This window comes from Streptomyces rimosus subsp. rimosus, from assembly GCF_000720725.1.
Lineage (GTDB): Bacteria > Actinomycetota > Actinomycetes > Streptomycetales > Streptomycetaceae > Streptomyces > Streptomyces rimosus_A.
In genome coordinates, this window is the sequence record NZ_JOCQ01000022.1 from 36,270 (window position 1) to 54,369 (window position 18,100).

Below are 18,100 nucleotides of genomic sequence, written 5' to 3' on the forward strand. Positions count from 1 at the left end.
CCTCACCCGCCGCCCGAACGGACGACAACGGGCGCCAGTTTGGCGTATTCGACCCCTTTTCCCGGGTTTTCGCGGGTGCGCCATACAGGTGATCACTGCGGGTCACCGGGCAGCGGTTGGGGCGAATGGAGGTCTCCCGAGACGGCCGACCTCGGATTTCAGGACGTTGGTCCCGGACCTTCGGCGGCCCGGCCCGGCTTGCGCACCCCATATATTCGGGGCATGAGCACATCGCGGGGGCGGCGCGCGCTGCGCCGCTGGATACCGAACCAGCACGGCGCCTGGGCCATGCTGCTCGTACCGTTCCTGGCAGGCGCCCTGCTGGGCGGGTTCGTCGGCTGGCACGCCCTGTTGCTGCCCGCGTGGCTGCTGGCTTATTGCGCCGCGTTCCACGGCCAGCAATACGTCCGTCTGCGCCGCCTTTCCCGCAATCCCCGTGCGCCGCGCAGGCACCTGGCGCCGCTGGCCGGATTCGGGACGGCATTCGTCCTGTGTGCCGTGCCGCTCGCCGTGGCGCGCCCCTGGCTGTTGCTCGCCGCGTTGTGCGCGGCGCCTTTCTTCGCCCTGAATATCGTGTACGCGTACCGGAACCAGGAACGCGCCACGGTCAACGGAATCAGCGCGGTGGTGCCCGCCTGCGGAATGCTGCTCGTCTCGTACCGGCTGGGCAGTGGAACAGTCGATTCCGGCGCCTGGCAGGCCGCCGTAGCCTGTCTGCTGTATTTCACCGGGACCGTGCTCTATGTGAAGACGATGATCCGCGAGCGCGGGAGCGGGACCTTCCGGGTGGCGTCGGGCGTCTACCACGGGCTCGCGATGGTGGCCGCCGTCGTCCTGGAGCCGTGGCTGGCGGTCCCGTTCGCGGTGTTCCTCCTGCGGGCCGTGGCGATGCCCGGGCGCGACGTGCGGGTGGCGGTGGTCGGTGCCGTCGAGGTGCTGTGCTCGGTGCTGCTGCTGGCCTTCATCGTGTGCGGCCGTCTGTTTTCCTCTTGAGGTCCCGCGGCGCGGGCGAGGGCACCTGCCGGGGCGGGGCGCTTTCCTCTGCCGCCCGGTCACCCGCCGTTCGGTCTCCCGCCGCCCGGCCCTTGGCCTGCTTGATCTGCGCGTAGACGTGGGCGCGCAGCTCGGCGAAGCGCGGGGCGGAGCGGGTGGTGATCTGGTCACGGGCGGCCGGCAGGTCGACGGCGAGGTCCTCCTGGACGACGGTGGGCGCCGAGGACAGTACGATCACCCGCCGCCCCAGATAGACCGCCTCGTCGATGTCGTGGGTGACCAGCAGCGTCGTCACCCCGAGCCGGCGCCACAGGGTGAGCAGCAGATCCTCCAGCTCGGCGCGGGTCTGCGCGTCCACGGCGGCGAACGGCTCGTCCATCAGGAGTACCCGGGGCTCGTAGGCGATGGCGCGGGCGATGGCGACGCGCTGTTGCATGCCGCCGGACAGCTGCCACGGGTGGGCCGCCGCGGCGTCGGCCAGGCCCACGGCGGCCAGCGCCTCCTCGACCAGTTCGCGGCGGCGCGGCGCGGGGACCTTCTTCTCGCGCAAGGGGAGTTCGACGTTCTTGCGCACCGTCATCCAGGGGAAGAGGCTGCGCCCGTACTCCTGGAAGACGACGGCCATGCCCGGCGGCGGACCGGTGACCCGGCGGCCCGCGACCCGCACCTCGCCCGCCGTCGGCGTCAGCAGCCCGGCGACGCACTTGAGCAGGGTCGTCTTGCCGCATCCCGACGGCCCCACGACGCAGACGAGGTCGCCGCCGTCGACCCGGAAGTCGATCTTGCGCAGCGCCTCGACACCGCCGCGCCCTTCGTAGGTCTTGCCCAGACCGGTGATCTCAAGCATGCCGTCCCCGCTCCTCGCCGCGCGCCAAGTGCCAGGCCAGTATGCGGCGTTCGGCGGCCCGGAAGGCGAGCGAGAAGCCGAATCCGAGCAGTCCGAGGACGACGATGCCGCTCCACATCTCGGGGATGGCGAAGCCGCGCTGGAAGAGGACGACGGTGTGGCCGATGCCCGAGGTGCTGGCGAACATCTCCCCGATGACCATGAGGATGATGCCGATGGACAGGGCCTGCCGCAGGCCCGCCATGATCTGCGGGCTCGCCGCGGGCAGCACCAGGTGGCGCAGCCGGGCGGGCCCGCGCAGCCCGAAGCAGCGGCCGGTGTCGGCCAGCACCTCGTCCACGGCGCGGACGCCCTCGACGGTGTTCAGCAGCACGGGCCAGACGCAGCCGGAGACGATGACCAGCACCTTCATCGTGGTGTCCAGGCCCGCGAGCAGCGTGATCAGGGGCACCAGGACCGGCGGCGGCACCGCGCGGAAGAACTCCAGGACGGGTTCGGCGGCGGCCCGCAGGGCGCGCGAGGAGCCGATGGCCACGCCCAGGCCGACGCCGAGCAGCCCCGCCAGCGCGTAGCCCGTGAGCAGCCGGCCCACGCTGGGCAGCACGTCCTCGGTGATCCGGGCCGAGAACCACACCTCGGTGAAGGCGCCGGCGACCCGGCCGGGCGTCGGCAGGTAGAAGGTGGGCTCGGCCACGCTGTAGATCCACCAGCCGAGGACCAGCAGGACGGGCAGGCCGAGGACGCGCAGCAGGCGCAGGGCCGCGCGCCGCAGCGGGCCCGCGGGCCGCGTCCCCGCCGCGCTCACCGCGCCACCTCGCCCCGTACGGACGGGTGCCAGGCCAGCACCCGGCGCTCCACCGCGCGCACCACCGCGTTCACCGCGACCCCGACCAGCCCGGCCAGCACGATCAACGCGTACACCTCGGTGACCGCGCCGCCCGACTGGGCGAGCTGGATGCGCAGCCCCAGCCCCGGACTGCCGATGACCAGCTCAGCGGTGACGGCCAGGATGAACGCCACCGCGGCGGCCAGCCGCACACCCGTCATCACGTACGGCAGGGCCGTCGGCCACACCAGATGGCGCAGCCGGGCCCAGCGGCCGAGGCGGTAGCTGCGGGCGGTCTCCCGGGCCACCGGGTCCACGTCGGCCACCCCGTACAGCACCTGGATGAGCACCTGCCAGAAGGAGGCGTAGACCACCAGGAGCAGGGTGGAGCCGGTCTCGGCGCCGAAGAGCAGGGTGGCCAGCGGGATCAGCGCCACGGACGGGATGGGGCGCAGGAACTCGATGGTCGAGGCGGTGGCCGCGCGCAGCCCCGGTACGGCGTCGATGAGCACGCCGAGGGCGACGGCCAGGCAGCAGGCGAGGGCCAGTCCGACGGCCCAGGACCGCATGGTCTCGCCGAGCGCCGTCCACAGGTCCGCGTCGCCCAGCTCGGCGGCCAGGCGGCGCACGATGGCGGTGGCGGGCGGCAGGTGGCGCGGGTCGATCAGGCCGAGCCGGGGCACCGCCTCGGCGACGGCGAAGAGGCACGCCAGGCCCAGGAGCCCGAGCCCGGCGGCGCGCGGCGCGCTCATCGGCGCCCCGGCGCGCTCCTCGCGGCGGGTCACGGCAGCAGCGCGCCGACGTCGGCGGGCCGCTTGAGGATGCCGTCCTTGCGGGCCAGGTCGGCGACGGTCTGCACGGAGGCGCGGTTGATCTCGGTGGGCCACTTCGGCAGCACGATGCGGTCGATGACCGAGGGCGGGATCTTGGTGTACTTGCCGAGCTCTTCGCGCACCGCCTCGGGGTGGGTGCGGGCGTAGGCCAGGGACTGGTTGATGGCGGTCGTGAAGCGTTTGACCAGGCCGGGGTTCTCGCGGAGCAGTTTCTCGCTGGTGAAGTACATGGCGACGGAGAGGTTGTCGACGGCCTCGGCGAAGGGCCAGCACACGGCCCGGGCGCCCTGGTCGACGGTCTGGGTCTGGAACGGCTCCACGGTCCAGACGGCGTCCACCCGCCCGGCGGCGAGCGCGGCGGCCATGTCGGGCAGCGGGATCTCGGTGAAGCGCAGCTTGCCGGGGTCGCCGCCGGCCTTGCGCACCGCGGCCCGGATGGTGGTGTCGCCGATGTTCTGGAGCTGGTTGACGGCGATGTTGTGGCCGGGCAGGTCCCTGGCGGACCGTATGGAGCTGTCCTTCGGGACGAGGATGGCGCTGTAGTCCTTGCCGGGCCCGGCCTGCCCGGTGGAGGACACGCCGTTGGCCACGGCTTTGAGCGGCAGTCCCTGTTCACGTGCGGTGAGCAGGGTGGTGGTGTTGCTGAAGCCGAAGTCGAACTGTCCGCTGACGACGCCGGGGGCGCTGTTGGCGCCGCCCTGGACGGGAGTGATCTTCGCCGAGATGCCGTTCTTGGCGAAGAAGCCGTGCGACTTCGCGAGGTGGACCGGAGCGGTGTCGACGATGGAGAGCGCGCCGATCTCGACGCTGTCCGTCCCGCCACCGCCCTTCGCGGGACCGTCGTTCCCGCACGCCGTGAGAGTGAGGAGGAGTACTGCTGTCGCCGCCACGGCGGCCCGTAAGCGATACACGCGGGAACCGTAGGGGCGGGCGGGGTCGTCGTCAACGGTGCGGGAACAAGAGGACGAATGAGGTACGGGAACAACAGGACGAACGATCAGGGCGGCGGACGGGAGGAGCCGACGGGAGCGCGCCGAAGACGCCGGACGGGAGCACACCACCGCGCGGACGCGCCGCGCGCCGGTGGCGTGAGCGTGTCGTGGATCACGTCACGCAGCGCAACGCGACACGGATGGTTCGCGTCTTAGCGGCCGACATCCCCGGACCCGCTCTCCGAAAGCTCCCCCCATGAGTCCTGCCCCCACTCAGCACCGCCACCGGCCGCGGCGCGCCGCGCGGGCCGCGCTGGCGCTGGTGCCGCTGCTCGGCCTCGGCGCGCTGTCCGCCTGCGGCGGCCCCGCGGCGTCCGCGTCCAAGGGCGCTCCGGTACGGGTGACGCTGGGTGCGGCGAACGGTACGAAGACCGTGCGCGCGGGGGACAAACTCCAGGTCAGCGCGGACGGCGGCAATCTGACCAAGGTGGTCGTGACCGACCCGAAGGGCCGCCGGCTGGCCGGCGGGCTCGGCGACGGCGGCCGGGTGTGGACCTCCCACGAGCCGACCGCGCCGGACACCAAGTACTCCGTCGCGGCCGAGGCCCGCAATCAGCAGGGCGGCACGAACGAGGTCAAGGAGTCGCTGACCACCGCGAAGGCGGACAAGCTCAACAAGGTCGTGCTCAGCCCCGGCTCGCAGGGCGCCGTGGTCGGCGTCGCCCAGCCGGTCTCGGTCACCTTCGACTTCCCGGTGACCGACCGGGCAGCCGTGGAGAAGCACCTGAAGGTCACCACGGACAACGGCACGCCCGGCGCGTGGGGCTGGGTCAAGGACTGGTCCGGCAAGGACCGGGTGGACTGGCGTCCGAAGGAGTACTGGAAGCCGGGCACCAGGGTGGGGCTGCGCGCCGACCTGAACGGCGTGGACTCCGGCGGGGGCCGGTACTTCGCCAAGGACTACGACCTGAACTTCACCATCGGCGCCGATCATGTGATCAAGGTGGACCTGGACAGCAAGCACCTGACGTTCACCGAGAACGGAAAGGAGGTGAAGGACATGCCTTTCTCCGCCGGGCGGCCGGATGCCCGGCACTCCACCTGGACGGGCGTCTTCCCGCTCATGGCGAAGGAGGGCACGATCAACATGAACTCCGAGACCGTGGGACTGGGGGACGCGTACGACAAGATGGTCCGCGACTCCATGAAGCTCACCGACTCCGGGACCTACGCGCACGCCGCGCCGTGGAACGCCGGCAAGGTGGGCCGGGTCAACGACAGTTCCGGCTGCATCGGGCTGACCGACGCCGACGCCGACTGGCTCTACGCCAGGGTCCGCGTCGGCGACCCGTTCGAGGTCACCGGTTCCTCCGTACGGGGGAGGGCGGCCGAGAACAACGGTCTCGGGGACTGGATGGTCGACTGGTCCCAGTGGCAGAAGAAGAGCGCCCTCCCATCGAGCAGCTGACCCCCTACAGAGCCTAATGTGACGGAATGAGCACCGTGCAGGACCAGGACCAAATAACGGCGTGGGCACGCCTTCGCCGCCGCGTGCCCAACGGCTTCGCCATCTTTTTCAGCCTTCTGGGGCTGTTCTGCGCCGTCACGGCGCTGATCGGGCCGCTGCGACGCGGCCTGAAACCGGTCATCTACTGGCTGGACACCCTGACCATCGTCGTCGAGCCGAACCTCGCGTACGCGGTCTTCCTCTTCCTGCTGGCCGCGGCCATGACCGCGCGCAAACGGGTCGCCCTGTGGTTCGCCGTCGTCTACATGGTGCTGGTGACGCTGACCGACGCGCTCCTCGTGATCGACGGCTATCCGGAGTACTACTTCTCCCTGGTGCTGTGCACGGCCGCGCTGGTCCTGCTGCTGGTCGCGCACCGCGAGTTCTACGCGGTCACCCGGCGCGGCGCGTTCTGGCGCGCCGCGGGCGTGCTGGTCGCGGGCCTCGCCGTGTCGATCCTCGTCGGCTGGGGCCTGGTCTCGCTCTTCCCGGGCAGCCTGGAGCACGGCGCCGGCAACCGGCTGCTGTGGGCGGCCGACCGGGTCTGCGGCGGCACGCTCAGCGGCCGGCAGTTCCACGGGCACCCGCCGCACTGGATCATCTTCCTGCTCGGTCTGTTCGGCGCGCTGGCGCTGCTGAACGCGGCCCTGACGCTCTTCCGGTCGCAGCGCATGGAGGCCGCGCTGCACGGTGACGAGGAGACCCGTATCCGGGCGCTGCTGGCCCGCTACGGCGGCCGGGACTCGCTCGGCTACTTCGCCACCCGCCGCGACAAGGCCGTGGTCTTCTCCCCCAGCGGCAAGGCCGCCGTCACCTACCGCGTGGAGGCCGGCGTCTGCCTGGCCAGCGGCGACCCGGTCGGCGACCGCGAGGCGTGGGGCCCGGCCATCGAGGAGTGGCTGAAGGTCGCCGGGCGCTACGGCTGGCAGCCGGCCGTCATGGGCGCCAGCGAGGACGGCGCGAAGGCGTTCGCGCGCAGCGGCCTGAGCGCGCTGCAGCTCGGTGACGAGGCGATCCTGCACGTCAAGGAGTTCGACCTGGACGGCCGCGAGATGCGGGTGACCCGCCAGGCGGTCAACCGTGTCGAGCGCACCGGCGCCACCTTCCGGGTGCGCCGCCACTCCGAGCTGTCCGACGCGGAGATGCAGGAGGTCATCCACCGGGCCGACGCATGGCGCGACACCGAGACCGAGCGCGGCTTCTCGATGGCGCTGGACCGGCTCGGCGACCCCGAGGACGGCGACTGCCTGCTGGCCGAGGCGTTCGACGGCAACGGCAACATGATGGCCCTGCTGTCGTTCGTGCCGTGGGGCAAGGACGGCATCTCGCTGGACGTGATGCGGCGGGATCGCAGCGCCCCGAACGGCGTGATGGAGTACATGGTCGCGCAGCTGTGCGCGCACGCCGGCGCGCTCGGCGTGCGCCGCATCTCGCTGAACTTCGCGGTCTTCCGGTCCGCCTTCGAGGAGGGCGCGCGCATCGGCGCGGGGCCGATCCTGAAGGTCTGGCGCAAGCTGCTGCTGTTCTTCTCCAAGTGGTGGCAGCTGGAGGCGCTGTACCGCTCCAACGCGAAGTACGCCCCCGAGTGGTACCCGCGCTTCCTGTGCTACTCCGACACCGGCGCCCTGGCCCGTATCGGTATGGCCTCCGGCATCGCCGAGGGCTTCGTGGCCGTACCGAGCCTGGGCAAGCTGTGGGGCAAGGGCCGCAAGAAGCGGGTGCTGACCCCCGCGACCACCGCCCACCTGCCGTCGCTGGACGAGCTGGGCCTGGCGCAGCAGCCCCCGGCGAGCGAGGAGGAGCTGCGCGAGCGGGAGCTGGCGGCGCTGCCGGAGCAGGTGCGCGTGCGGCACCGCAAGCTGGAGCGGCTGCGCGAGGAGGGCACCGACCCGTACCCGGTCGGCGTGCAGCGCACCCACACGCTCGGCGACGTCCGCGACGAGCACCCGGACCTGGAGTCCGGTACGCGTACGGGCAAGGTCGTGCGCATCGCCGGCCGGGTGCTGCTCACCCGTGACCACGGCGGCGTGCTGTTCGCCGTGCTGCGCGACTGGTCGGGCGACCTCCAGGTGGCGCTGACCCGCGAGGGCACCGGCGCCGACGAGCTGGCGCGGTTCGGCTCCGACATCGACCTGGGCGACCACATCGAGGCCGAGGGCGAGGTCGGCGCGAGCGACCGCGGCGAGCTGACGGTCTTCGTGACCCACTGGCGGCTGACGGCCAAGTGCCTGCGCCCGCTGCCCGACAAGCGGCGCGGTCTGTCCGACCCGGAGGCCAAGGTCCGCCAGCGCTATGTGGACCTGGTCGTCTCGCCGGACTCGCGGGACAACCTGCGGGCCCGCAGCACCGCGGTGCAGGCGCTGCGCCAGGGTCTGATCGAGCGCGGCTACCTGGAGGTCGAGACGCCGATGCTCCAGCAGATCCACGGCGGCGCCAACGCGCGCCCGTTCCAGACCCACATCAACGCCTACGACCTCGACCTGTACCTGCGTATCGCCCCCGAGCTGTACCTGAAGCGGCTGTGCGTGGGCGGTATGGAGAAGGTCTTCGAGATGGGTCGCACGTTCCGCAACGAGGGCATCTCCTACAAGCACAACCCCGAGTTCACGATGCTGGAGGCGTACCAGGCGTTCGCCGACTACGACGTGATGCTCGACCTGACCCGGGAGCTGATCCAGGGGGCGGCGGTCGCCGCGTTCGGCAGCGCCACCGCGCGCAAGGCGGATGCGAACGGCAAGCTCGTCGAGCACGACATCTCGGGCATCTGGCCGGTCAAGACGGTCTACGGCGCGATCTCCGAAGCCCTGGGCGAGGAGGTCGACGCGGACACGAACCCGGAGGTGCTGCGCCGTCTGTGCGGGCGTTCCGGGGTGCCGGTGAAGCCGGAGATGGGCCGCGGTGACATCGTCCTGGAGATGTACGAGCGGCTGGTCGAGGAGAAGACCACGCTGCCCACCTTCTACAAGGACTTCCCCACCGATGTCTCGCCGCTGACCCGCCAGCACCGCAAGGACCCGCGGGTCGCCGAGCGCTGGGACCTGGTGGCGTTCGGTACGGAGCTGGGCACCGCCTATTCGGAGCTGACCGACCCGGTCGAGCAGCGGCGCCGGCTCACCGCCCAGTCGCTGCTGGCGGCGGGCGGCGACCCGGAGGCCATGGAGCTGGACGAGGACTTCCTCCAGGCCCTGGAGTACGCGATGCCGCCGACCGGTGGTCTGGGCATCGGCGTGGACCGGCTGGTCATGTTCCTCACCGGCCTGTCGATCCGCGAGACGCTGCCGTTCCCGCTGGTGCGGCGCCGGTAGGCACGCCGACACAGGCGAAAGGGCCGTCCCCTGGTGGGGGCGGCCCTCCGTCGTACCCGGGTCAGTTGCCCAGCACCGCCGGGTTGGCGCAGTGGGCGAGGGGTTCGCCGCGCAGGAAGCGGGCGGCCTCGGCGGCGACGATGCGGGCCGCCTTGTGGGCGACCTGGCGGCTGCCGCCCGCGATGTGCGGGGTGAGGACGACGCCGGGCGCGGTCAGCAGACGGGAGGCGGCCGGGACCGGCTCCTCGGGGAAGACGTCGAAACCGGCGCCCCTGAGGTGGCCCGACTCCAGCGCGTCGCAGACCGCCTCGTAGTCCAGGAGCGCGCCGCGGGCGCAGTTGACCAGGACGGAGCCGCGCGGCATGGCGGCGATCTGCGCGCGGCCGATCATGCCGCGGGTCTCGTCGGTGAGGCGGGCGTGCAGGGACACGATGCGCGAGCGGCTCAGCAGCTCGTCCAGGCCGACCTGCTCGGCGATTCCGGCCAGCGCCTCGGGGGCGGCGTAGGGGTCGTGGACGAGGACGTGGGCGCCCATGGCGGCGAGCACCTTGGCGACGCGGCTGCCGATCGCCCCGTACCCGATCAGGCCGACGGTGGTGCCCTCGATCTCGATGCCGCACTTGTCGTAGTCGTAGTAGTCGCCGCGCCAGACGCCCTGCCGCAGGTCGGTGTGGGTGTCGCCGACGCCGCGGGCGGCCGCGAGGAGCAGGGTCAGGGTGTGTTCGGCGGTGGCGGTGGCGTTGCGGCCGGGGGCGTAGCAGACGGCGACGCCGTGCCGGGTGGCGGCGTCCAGGTTGGCGTTGACCGGGCCGCCGCGGCCGACGCAGAACAGCTCCAGGTCGGGGCAGTGGGCGAGGATGCGCTCGGTGAGCGCGGCGTGCTCGGTGACGCAGATCCGGACGCCCTGGAGCGCCTCGATCAGCTGGTCCTCCGTACCGGACGCCTCGTCGACCTCGGCGACCTTGCCGAGCGGGGTGTGCGGCCAGGGCAGTTGCAGCTCCCGGATCTGTCCGGCGGTCACCGCGCCGCCGGTGGCCTCGGTGACCGCCTCGGTGAGCAGGCTCGGGAGGATGAAGTGGTTGCCGGCGGCGAGGACGGTGGGGCTGCTCATGGGGGTGGTTCTCCTGGGGTGTACGGGGTGGGTGTGCGGGGTGGGTGTGCGGGGCGGTGAGGGTCAGTGCAGCGGTGCGGTGACCGGCGCGGGGACGGCGGGAACGTTCAGGCGCAGCAGCGCGGCCTGCCCGTCGCGGACGCGCAGTTCGGTCAGCGCGCCGTTGAGGAGCTGGGGGAAGACGCGCCGGTAGTCGGCGAGCGGGATGCCCAGCAGGTGGCAGAGGAGGACCCGGACGAGGGTGGAGTGGGCGACGATCAGGACGCGGCCGTCCGGGTGGGCGCGCTCGATGTCGGCGAGGCAGTCGGCGGCGCGTACGGCGGCGGCGCGCGGGTCCTCTCCGCCGGGCAGGTGGTGGCCGACCGGGTCGGCGAGGAACGCGTCCAGCTCCTCGGGGAAGCGGTGGCGCATCTCGGCCCTGGTCAGGCCCTCGCCGCGGCCGAAGTCCACTTCGTAGAGGCGGGCGTCGACGTGCGGGGCCAGGCCGCAGGCCGCGGCGGCGGGCTCGGCGGTGCGGCGGGCGCGGGACAGCGGGGAGCACCAGACGGCGTCCAGGCGGGCGGTGGCGGCCCAGGCGGCGAGGGCGGCCGCCTGCTCCTCACCGCGGCCGGTCAGCGCCACGTCGGTGAGTCCGGCGTAGCGGTTCTCGGCGTGCCATTCGGTCTCGCCGTGGCGTACGAGGATGAAGTCGGTCACTGTGCGGCCCTCCTGCGGGCGTGGTCGGCCACGGCCTGGTCGAGCCGGCCACGGCGGGTCAGTTCGTCGAGGAAGCGGAGGTAGGCGGGGAGCAGGCGGGCGGTACGGGCCGGGTCCGGCGTGATGGGGGCGCCGGTGCGGACCATGGCGGTGGCGGCCTCCTGGAGGGTGACGCCGCCGGAGGTGGCGGCGAGGACGGCCATGCCGAGGGCGCCTTCGGCCTGTTCGGGCAGGTGGACGGGGCGGCCGAGCAGATCGGCGCGCAGCTGCGACCAGTACGCGTTGCGGGCGCCGCCGCCGGTGAAGGTGAGCGGCCCGTCCACGGGCGCGCCGAGGTGGTCGAGGTAGTCGAAGCAGAGGCGTTCGACGCAGGCGACGCCGAGCAGGCAGGCGTGGAACTCCTGCGCGCGGGTGGGGGTGTCGCCGAGGGTGAAGGACTCGGCGTCGGGGGCGCGGAAGGGGAAGCGTTCGCCCGCCGATACCAGGGGGTAGGTGATCGCGTCCCAGTGCTGTCCGGAGCGCGCGGCCTCCGCGGTGAGCGCGTCGAGGTCGTCGCCGTTCTCCGGGGTGAAGCGCTGCGCCAGGATGCCCGCGCCGGAGCTGGAGGCGCCGCCGGGCAGCCAGGTGCCGTCCGGTCCGCGGTGGCAGTAGACGACGCCGTGCGGGTCGCGGATCAGGTGCGGGCTGGCGCCCTTGAGGACGAGCGTGGTGCCCAGGACCGAGTTCCAGGCGCCGGGTGTGAGGGCGCCGGCGCCGATCTGGGCGGCGCAGCCGTCGGTCATCCCGGCGACGACGGCGGTGCCCTCGGGGATGCCGGTGGCTTCGGCCGCCGCGGCGCAGACCGTACCGAGGACGGTGCCGGGCCGTACGACCTGCGGCAGGACGCGCTCGGACACGCCGAGCCCGGCCAGTTCGGCGGCGGGCCAGCGCTCGTCGGCAAGGTGGTAGCCGGTCTTGAGGGCATGGCTGGCGTCGGTCGGGACCTGACGGCCGGTCAGCCGCCAGGTGATGAGGTCGGGCTGGTGCAGCAGCCGGGCCCGCCCGGCGAGTCCGGGGTCCTGTCGCAGCAGCCACAACAGTTTCGGCAGCGCCCAGGAGGGCTGCATACTGCGGTAGCCGAGTTCCTGCCACACCGCTCCCCCGGCCTCGTTGACGGCCGCGGCCTCTTCGGCGGCGCGGCCGTCGTCGTACATCAGGCCCGGCGTGAGCGGGGTGCCGTCCGCGTCGGCGAGGAGGATCGTGCCGGAGGTGGCGTCGAGGGCGAGGCCACGTATACGGGACGGGTCGATGCCGTCGAGGGCTTCGCGGCAGGCGGCGGACAGCGCGCTCCACCATTCTTCGGGCTGTTGCTCATGGCGTGTGCCGTCGCGGTGGCTGGTCAGCGGCCTGGAGGCGGCGGCGAGCAGCTGCCCGGTCCCGTCCACGGCGACGCAGCGGGCGCTCTGCGTACCGAGGTCGAGACCGAGCCAGACGGCGTCGGCGGTCAGGGCGTCAGACACGGTGCGGGACTCCTAGGGCGGGGGTTTCGGGTGGTGCGGCTGTCTGTGGCGACAGGGCCGGGGGCCGGTCGGGGGCCGCCGCGGCGCTCCCGGCCCGGGGGCGCCAGCCTGCCTCGCGGGCGAGGGCGCGCCAGCGCAGGAAGTCCTCGTACAGCTCCGCGTACTGGGCGGTGCGATCCGGGTCGGGCTCCCAACTGGCGCGCATGCGGACGTACTTGGACGCCGCGCTGTGCATGCTGGACTCGGCGCCGGAGAGCACCAGGCCGGTGAGGAAGGCGCCCTTGGCGCCCAGTTCGGTGTCGCCGGAGCGGGCGGTGGGCACGCCCGTCGCGTCGGCGATGAGCGCGCACCACGCGTCGCTGTTGGCGCCGCCGCCACACAGCCGCAGCTCGCTGACCTCCGTACGGGCGGCGGCCAGCGAGTCGCGCAGCACCAGCGAGAGGCCGTCGAAGACCGCGCGGGCCATGTCGGCGCGGGTGTGTTCCAGGGACAGGCCCCAGAATCCGCCGCGGGCGTGCGCGTCGAGGAACGGCGCGCGCTCGCCCGCCGGGGAGAGATACGGCAGGAACATCAGCCCGCGCGCACCCGGCTCGGACTCGAAGGCCAGCCGGGCCAGTTCCGGCGGCCCGGACAGGTGGAGGGTGCGCGCGGCCCAGCCGAGCACCTCGGCGCCGTTGAGAGTCGGGAAGGCGCGCAGGACGCGTTCGCGGCCGCGGTAGGCGATGTTGATGCCGGACGGTTCGCCGGTGGTGTCCACGGTCGTACGGACGATCTCCGTGCACAGCGTGGTGCCGAGGATGCTGCACGCCTGGCCGGGGTTGACCACGCCGACGCCGCGCGCCGTGGCGGCGATGTCGTACGGGGCCATCACGACCGGGAGTCCGGCGGGCAGTCCGAGCTGGCCGGCCGCCTCGGAGGTGATCTCGGCGATCCGCTCGTGCTCGCCGAGCACCTTCGGCAGCAGCCGCTCGTGATCGGTCAGGCCGAAGAGGTCGAGGAGGTACGGGTCGTACGCGCCGGTGGCGTGGTCGAGGAAGGGCGCCGAGGCGTCCGACTCGTCGATGGCGGTGACGCCGGTGAGCCGCAGGAAGAGCCAGCCCGCGGCGGTGAGCGCGGAGCGGGAGCGGGCGAGGCGGTCCGGGTCGTGCCGGGCCAGCCAGGCGAAGATCGCGTTGGGCATGCCTGCGCAGGTCAGCGAGCCGTTGCGGCGGAAGGCCGCCTCCAGGACGCCGTCCCGCTGCCACTGGCCGACGAGGTCGCCCGCGCGGCCGTCGGACCACAGGATGGCGGGTCCGGTGGGGCGGCCGTGGTCGTCCACCAGCCAGGCGCCGTCGCCCTGGGCGGTGAAGGAGACCAGCCACACCGGGTCGGCGGGGCCGGGGCGGGCGGCGAGTTCGGACAGGGCGTTGCGGACGGTGAAGACGACGGCGTTCCAGACGGCGTCCATGTCCTGCTCGGCCCAGCCCGGGCGGGGGCGCAGCACTTCGGTGGCGAGCCGGGAGACGGCGGTCTCCCGGCCGCGGTCGTCGAAGACCACGGACTTGATCATCGTGGTGCCGACGTCGATGGTCAGTACGGACATCGGTTACGTCCTTTCACGCCGCTGCCGAGGCGGACGGCGCGGTGGCGGCGGTGCGCGCCGGTGCCGTGCCCGGCTCGTCCGGCAGCTTCAGGAAGACGGTGAGCGCGGTACTGACCGCGTACATCCCCGCGAAGATCCAGACCACCCCTTCGACGCCGAGCGGCCCGGCGAAGGCCGCGACGACGGCCGGTCCGACGAAGGTGCTGGCGCCCGCGCCCAGGTTGAGCGCCGCCAGCGCCTGGCCCTTGTGCCGGGGCTCCAGGGAGGGCATCAGGGCCGATATCGGGACGTACCCTGCCAGCGTAGCGCCGTAGAAGGCGGCCACCACCAGGGCGAGGGGGAAGTTCGCGCCCGCCGCCTGCGGTACGTAGAACAGCAGCAGTGTGCTGACCGTGCAGCCGGCGCCGCCGAACCAGGCGATGGTGCGGCGCCAGCCGATCCGGTCGCCGATCAGGCCGCACAGCAGGTTGGCGACGATGTTGGTGGCGAACATGGCGCTGAGCAGGTGCAGCCACTGGGTGAGGCTGAAGCCGACGGTGCGGGTGAAGTGCACCGGCATGATGACGAAGAAGCCGAACTGCGAGGCCGTGTTGATGGTCCGCACGAGGGCGCCGGTGCCGACCCGGGGGTTGCGCCACAGGATGGTGACGCTGCCGGTCAGGGTGGCCAGCGGGCCGTCGCCCCCGGCGCGGGGCCGCTTGCCGCCGCGGTCGTCGCGGACCAGCAGCAAAGCGATCAGGCCGCCGGCGGCGACCAGGACGAGGGCGGCCCACAGCGTGGCGTACGCGCCGATGTGCGGGATGAGGCCGCTGGCGACCAGCGAGCCGAGGGTCGGCAGGCCGCCGGTGAAGGCGAACCAGAACCAGCCCATGGCGGTGCCGAGCCGGGCCCGCGGCGCGACCCCGGCGATCCAGACGAGGAACCCGTACGCGAACAGCGGATATCCCAGGCCGCGCAGGCCGTAGCCCAGCATCATCAGCGGGTAGCTCCCCAGCGGGACGGCCGCGGCGAGGAAGACGGCCTGGAAGACGGCCCAGATGGCGAGGCCCGCCCACATGACGCGGCGCGGGCCCCACAGCTCGGACAGCACGCCGGAGAGCCAGGCGGCCACGCCGGCCGCGATGCCGTAGACGGTGAACAGCAGCGCCACCCGGGGCTCGGGAATGCCCCGGTCGATCAGGTACGGCGAGAGGTAGCCGGACTCGACCCCGTCTCCGATCATGAACAGGAGCAGGCCCAGGTAGCCCCAGGCGAGGGTCGGCGGGATGCCCAGGCGGGTGATCGCCCGGGAGATCCCCGGTGTGCTCGCCCGTGTGATCGGTGAACGCGGGAGAGGGTTCGTCATCGAATCTCCCCTTTCTGCGGCGGCAGGAGGCTGCTTCCTCGGTGGCAGGCGGTGGCAGGAGGCCTGCGGAGCGGACGCAGCCGATGCAACAGTCCGGCCGAAACCATGGTCAATGGTGGCCGGAAATCTTCGCATCGGGCCGGTGGCCTGCCGTGTTGCGTCGTACGGGAAGTCCCGGTGGGGGCCGCGTCCGGCGCGCGCGCCACGTTAAATCCGTGCGAACATAACGCGGCGAATTCACACGGCGTACGGGTGCGCGCCGCCCGCCACCCGCACCCGTACGGCACCGGAAGGGGCACCATGGACCGGCTCGAAGCCCAGGAGGAGCGGCGGCGGCGCCTGCGCGAGGCGGTCATCGCCCGCGGTTTCGTGCGCACCTCCGACCTCGCCGAGGAGTTCGGGATCAGCCTGATGACGGCCCACCGCGATCTGGACGCCCTTCAGGCGCAGGGCTGGCTGCGCAAGGTGCGCGGCGGTGCCACGGGGCTGCCGTCGGCGCAGTTCCACGGGAGCGTGGCCGACCGGATGGCGGTCATGGCGCCGGTCAAACAGGCCCTCGCGCGCGCAGCGGCGACGCTGCTGGTGCCCGGCCAGACCGTCCTGCTCGACGACAGCACCACCTGTCTCCTGCTGGCGCACCGGTTCGCCGAGCACACGCCGCTGACCGTCATCACCAACTCGCTGCCCGCCGTCACCACCCTCGCCAAGGAGCCCGGGATCTCCCTGATCACGCTGGGCGGCGCCTACTTCCCGGCGTACGACGCGTTCATGGGCCCGCACACGGCGGACGCGGTACGGGAGTTCCGCGCCGATGTGCTGTTCCTGTCCACCACCGCCGTCACCAACGGCCGCTGCTACCACACCTCGCCGGAGACCGTGCAGGTCAAGCGGGCGATGATGGAGAGCGCCGGGCGGCGGGTGCTGGTCGCCGACCACACCAAGTTCACCAAGGGCGGGCTGTACGCGCTGGCGCCGCTGACCGACTTCGACCTGCTGGTGGTGGACGACGGGCTGCCGGCGGCGGAGGTGCGGGCCGTACGGGCGCGGGGCACCGAGGTGATGGTGGTGCCGCGGCCCTGAAACAGGCGGTCAGCAGGCGCGGTCGAGCACGTCGGCGGCCTCCCGTACGGACACCGCCCACGGCCGGTCCCGGGCCACGGTCGGTTCGAGGGCGTCCAGGAGGCGGACACAGGCGTCGGCGGTGGGGCGCCGGGCGCCGACGCGCACGGCCTGGTACAGGGCGACGGCGAGCGAGCCGTGCAGCAGGCGCAGCGTGCGGGCCTGCCGGAGCGCGGTGAACGCGGCCTGGATGCCGAACGGGACGATGTCCTGGTTGTGCCAGTTGGTGGGGACGCTCTGCATGGCGGCGGGCGTGGCGGCGCGGCGCATCGCGACGACGAGGGAGGTCGCGGCGAGCTGGACGCCCTGGACGCCGTGGTCGCGGCCGGGGTCCTCGGCGAGCATGGGATTCAGGCCGCCGTTGCGCCGGGTGTCGATCAGCAGGTCCAGCTGGCGTTCGGCGAGATTGGCCAGCTGGGCGGCGGTGATGGACATCAGGTCGGCGGCGAAGGCGACCTGCTGGCCGAAGAAGTTGCCGCCGTGGGCGACGACATCGCGCTCGGGGAAGAAGAGCGGGTTGTCGCTGATGCCGTTGAGGTCGTCGGTGACGACCTGGCGGGCGTGGCGCAGGCTGGTCTCCGCCGCCCCGAGGATGTGCGGCGCGCAGCGCAGGGTGTACGGCTCCTGGAGGGCGCGGGTGCCGCTGGGCCGGTGTCCGGTGAGCCGGTGGCGCAGGTCGGCGGCGCGGTGGGCGGTGTCGTCATGGCCCAGCGCCTCGAAGATCTCGGGGGCGGTGAAGTCGGGGCGGCAGCCCAGGACACCGGCGAGCAGGGCGGTCAGCGCCGTCCCGGCGGCGACCGAGCGGTGCAGCGCGGCGAGCGCGAGACCGGCGCCCGCGGCGGTGACGGAGGTGCCGTTGACCAGACCGAGGGCGTCCCGCCCGGACAGCTCCAGCGGCCGCAGCCCGGCCGCGGCGAGGGCCTCGGCGGCGGGCATGCGCATGGCGCCGAGGTAGGCGTCGCCGCGCCCCTGGAGGGACCGGATGGCGTGGGCCAGCGGGGCAAGGTCGCCGCTGGCGCCGACCGAGCCGTACTCGGGCATGACCGGCGCGAAGGACGTGCCGAGCATGTCCACCAGGGCGTCCACGGCGGTGGGGGCCACACCGGAGTGACCCCGGGCCAGGCTCCACAGGCGGGTGAGCAGCGTGGCGCGGGCCACCGGCGGGTCCAGGTCCGGGCCCTGCCCGACTTCGAGGTGGCTGAGCACGTTCTCGCACTGGTCCGTGCCCTCGTCCTGGCCCGCGAAGACGACGAGGGGCCCGAAGCCGGTGGTGGTGCCGTAGATCTCGCGGCCCTTGTCGATGCAGATGTGCAGGTAGTCGTGGCAGCGCGCGACGGCCTTACGGGAGTCGTCGTCGAGCCGTACGGTGACGGGCCCGGCGGCGGTTTCGAGCGCCTCGGGGGTGAGGAGCGAGGGGAACTTCAGCTCGGCGGTGGGGGGCCGGAGAGTCGTGGGCATCGTCTTCCTTGGGAGAGGGTTCGGTGCGGGCCGCCGGGGACGGTGCG

At 72.9% G+C, this 18,100-nt stretch carries 14 protein-coding genes; 4 read left to right on the top strand and 10 right to left on the bottom strand.

Annotated elements, in window-relative coordinates:
• The first annotated feature begins 222 nt into the window (after positions 1–222).
• Entirely contained in the window at positions 223–993 is a 771-nt protein-coding gene (locus tag IH45_RS0114075; RefSeq protein WP_050514824.1) for a YwiC-like family protein, read from the top strand.
• On the opposite strand, the gene IH45_RS0114080 is transcribed toward IH45_RS0114075, so the two are convergent.
• Genes IH45_RS0114080 through IH45_RS0114095 form a run of 4 tightly spaced genes read right to left on the bottom strand, consistent with a single transcriptional unit; the run spans position 962 to position 4,410 of the window.
• A complete protein-coding gene (locus IH45_RS0114080; RefSeq protein WP_030666784.1) occupies positions 962–1,840 on the bottom strand; it encodes an ABC transporter ATP-binding protein in 879 nt (292 codons plus the stop codon). The genes IH45_RS0114075 and IH45_RS0114080 overlap by 32 nt on opposite strands.
• A complete protein-coding gene (locus tag IH45_RS0114085) occupies positions 1,833–2,645 on the bottom strand; it encodes an ABC transporter permease (RefSeq protein ID WP_030666785.1) in 813 nt (270 codons plus the stop codon). Before IH45_RS0114085 ends, IH45_RS0114080 begins: the two co-directional genes overlap by 8 nt.
• On the bottom strand, positions 2,642–3,418 hold the full coding sequence (locus IH45_RS0114090) for an ABC transporter permease (RefSeq protein WP_030666786.1): 777 nt from the start codon (positions 3,416–3,418) through the stop codon (positions 2,642–2,644). Before IH45_RS0114090 ends, IH45_RS0114085 begins: the two co-directional genes overlap by 4 nt.
• 29 nt (positions 3,419–3,447) lie before the next feature.
• Positions 3,448–4,410, bottom strand: coding sequence for an ABC transporter substrate-binding protein (locus tag IH45_RS0114095; RefSeq protein WP_063762991.1), 963 nt, complete (start codon positions 4,408–4,410; stop codon positions 3,448–3,450).
• 277 nt (positions 4,411–4,687) lie between these two features.
• Here IH45_RS0114095 and IH45_RS0114100 point away from each other — a divergent pair, with 277 nt between their 5' ends.
• Together IH45_RS0114100 and lysX are read left to right on the top strand one after the other, a co-directional pair.
• Positions 4,688–5,899: a L,D-transpeptidase gene (locus IH45_RS0114100; protein WP_030666788.1), complete on the top strand. Its 1,212-nt coding sequence runs from the start codon at positions 4,688–4,690 to the stop codon at positions 5,897–5,899.
• Between the two features lie 26 nt (positions 5,900–5,925).
• Positions 5,926–9,243 carry a bifunctional lysylphosphatidylglycerol synthetase/lysine--tRNA ligase LysX gene (gene lysX / locus IH45_RS0114105; RefSeq protein ID WP_030666789.1) on the top strand — a complete coding sequence of 1,106 codons (3,318 nt, stop codon included), beginning with the start codon at positions 5,926–5,928 and terminating at the stop codon, positions 9,241–9,243.
• A gap of 61 nt (positions 9,244–9,304) precedes the next feature.
• Here lysX and IH45_RS0114110 read toward each other — a convergent pair whose 3' ends face one another.
• The 5 genes from IH45_RS0114110 to IH45_RS0114130 form a co-directional block, all read right to left on the bottom strand.
• Complete coding sequence (locus IH45_RS0114110; protein ID WP_030666790.1) at positions 9,305–10,354, bottom strand: 2-hydroxyacid dehydrogenase; 1,050 nt, start codon at positions 10,352–10,354, stop codon at positions 9,305–9,307.
• A 63-nt stretch (positions 10,355–10,417) separates the two neighbouring features.
• Positions 10,418–11,050, bottom strand: a complete 633-nt coding sequence (locus tag IH45_RS0114115) for a histidine phosphatase family protein (protein ID WP_030666792.1) — start codon at positions 11,048–11,050, stop codon at positions 10,418–10,420.
• Positions 11,047–12,549: an FGGY-family carbohydrate kinase gene (locus IH45_RS0114120; RefSeq protein ID WP_030666794.1), complete on the bottom strand. Its 1,503-nt coding sequence runs from the start codon at positions 12,547–12,549 to the stop codon at positions 11,047–11,049. Before IH45_RS0114120 ends, IH45_RS0114115 begins: the two co-directional genes overlap by 4 nt.
• On the bottom strand, positions 12,542–14,131 hold the full coding sequence (locus IH45_RS0114125; protein WP_030666796.1) for an FGGY-family carbohydrate kinase: 1,590 nt from the start codon (positions 14,129–14,131) through the stop codon (positions 12,542–12,544). The genes IH45_RS0114120 and IH45_RS0114125 overlap by 8 nt, the downstream gene beginning before the upstream one ends.
• Positions 14,132–14,144: 13 nt before the next feature.
• The gene (locus tag IH45_RS0114130) at positions 14,145–15,476 is read right to left on the bottom strand and encodes an MFS transporter (RefSeq protein WP_030666797.1); all 1,332 of its coding nucleotides are present in this window, start codon (positions 15,474–15,476) and stop codon (positions 14,145–14,147) included.
• A 300-nt stretch (positions 15,477–15,776) separates the two neighbouring features.
• Here IH45_RS0114130 and IH45_RS0114135 point away from each other — a divergent pair, with 300 nt between their 5' ends.
• Positions 15,777–16,556, top strand: a complete 780-nt coding sequence (locus IH45_RS0114135; RefSeq protein WP_030666799.1) for a DeoR/GlpR family DNA-binding transcription regulator — start codon at positions 15,777–15,779, stop codon at positions 16,554–16,556.
• 9 nt (positions 16,557–16,565) lie between these two features.
• On the opposite strand, the gene IH45_RS0114140 is transcribed toward IH45_RS0114135, so the two are convergent.
• On the bottom strand, positions 16,566–18,053 hold the full coding sequence (locus IH45_RS0114140; protein WP_030666801.1) for an aromatic amino acid ammonia-lyase: 1,488 nt from the start codon (positions 18,051–18,053) through the stop codon (positions 16,566–16,568).
• Positions 18,054–18,100 lie beyond the last annotated feature (47 nt).

Coding starts and splice junctions, on each gene's coding strand:
- lysX (WP_030666789.1), top strand. CDS start 5,926: ATGAGCACCGTGCAGGACCAGGACCAAATAACGGCGTGGGCACGCCTT.
- IH45_RS0114075 (WP_050514824.1), top strand. CDS start 223: ATGAGCACATCGCGGGGGCGGCGCGCGCTGCGCCGCTGGATACCGAAC.
- IH45_RS0114140 (WP_030666801.1), bottom strand. CDS start 18,053: ATGCCCACGACTCTCCGGCCCCCCACCGCCGAGCTGAAGTTCCCCTCG.
- IH45_RS0114130 (WP_030666797.1), bottom strand. CDS start 15,476: ATGACGAACCCTCTCCCGCGTTCACCGATCACACGGGCGAGCACACCG.
- IH45_RS0114110 (WP_030666790.1), bottom strand. CDS start 10,354: ATGAGCAGCCCCACCGTCCTCGCCGCCGGCAACCACTTCATCCTCCCG.
- IH45_RS0114080 (WP_030666784.1), bottom strand. CDS start 1,840: ATGCTTGAGATCACCGGTCTGGGCAAGACCTACGAAGGGCGCGGCGGT.
- IH45_RS0114090 (WP_030666786.1), bottom strand. CDS start 3,418: ATGAGCGCGCCGCGCGCCGCCGGGCTCGGGCTCCTGGGCCTGGCGTGC.
- IH45_RS0114125 (WP_030666796.1), bottom strand. CDS start 14,131: ATGTCCGTACTGACCATCGACGTCGGCACCACGATGATCAAGTCCGTG.
- IH45_RS0114135 (WP_030666799.1), top strand. CDS start 15,777: ATGGACCGGCTCGAAGCCCAGGAGGAGCGGCGGCGGCGCCTGCGCGAG.
- IH45_RS0114100 (WP_030666788.1), top strand. CDS start 4,688: ATGAGTCCTGCCCCCACTCAGCACCGCCACCGGCCGCGGCGCGCCGCG.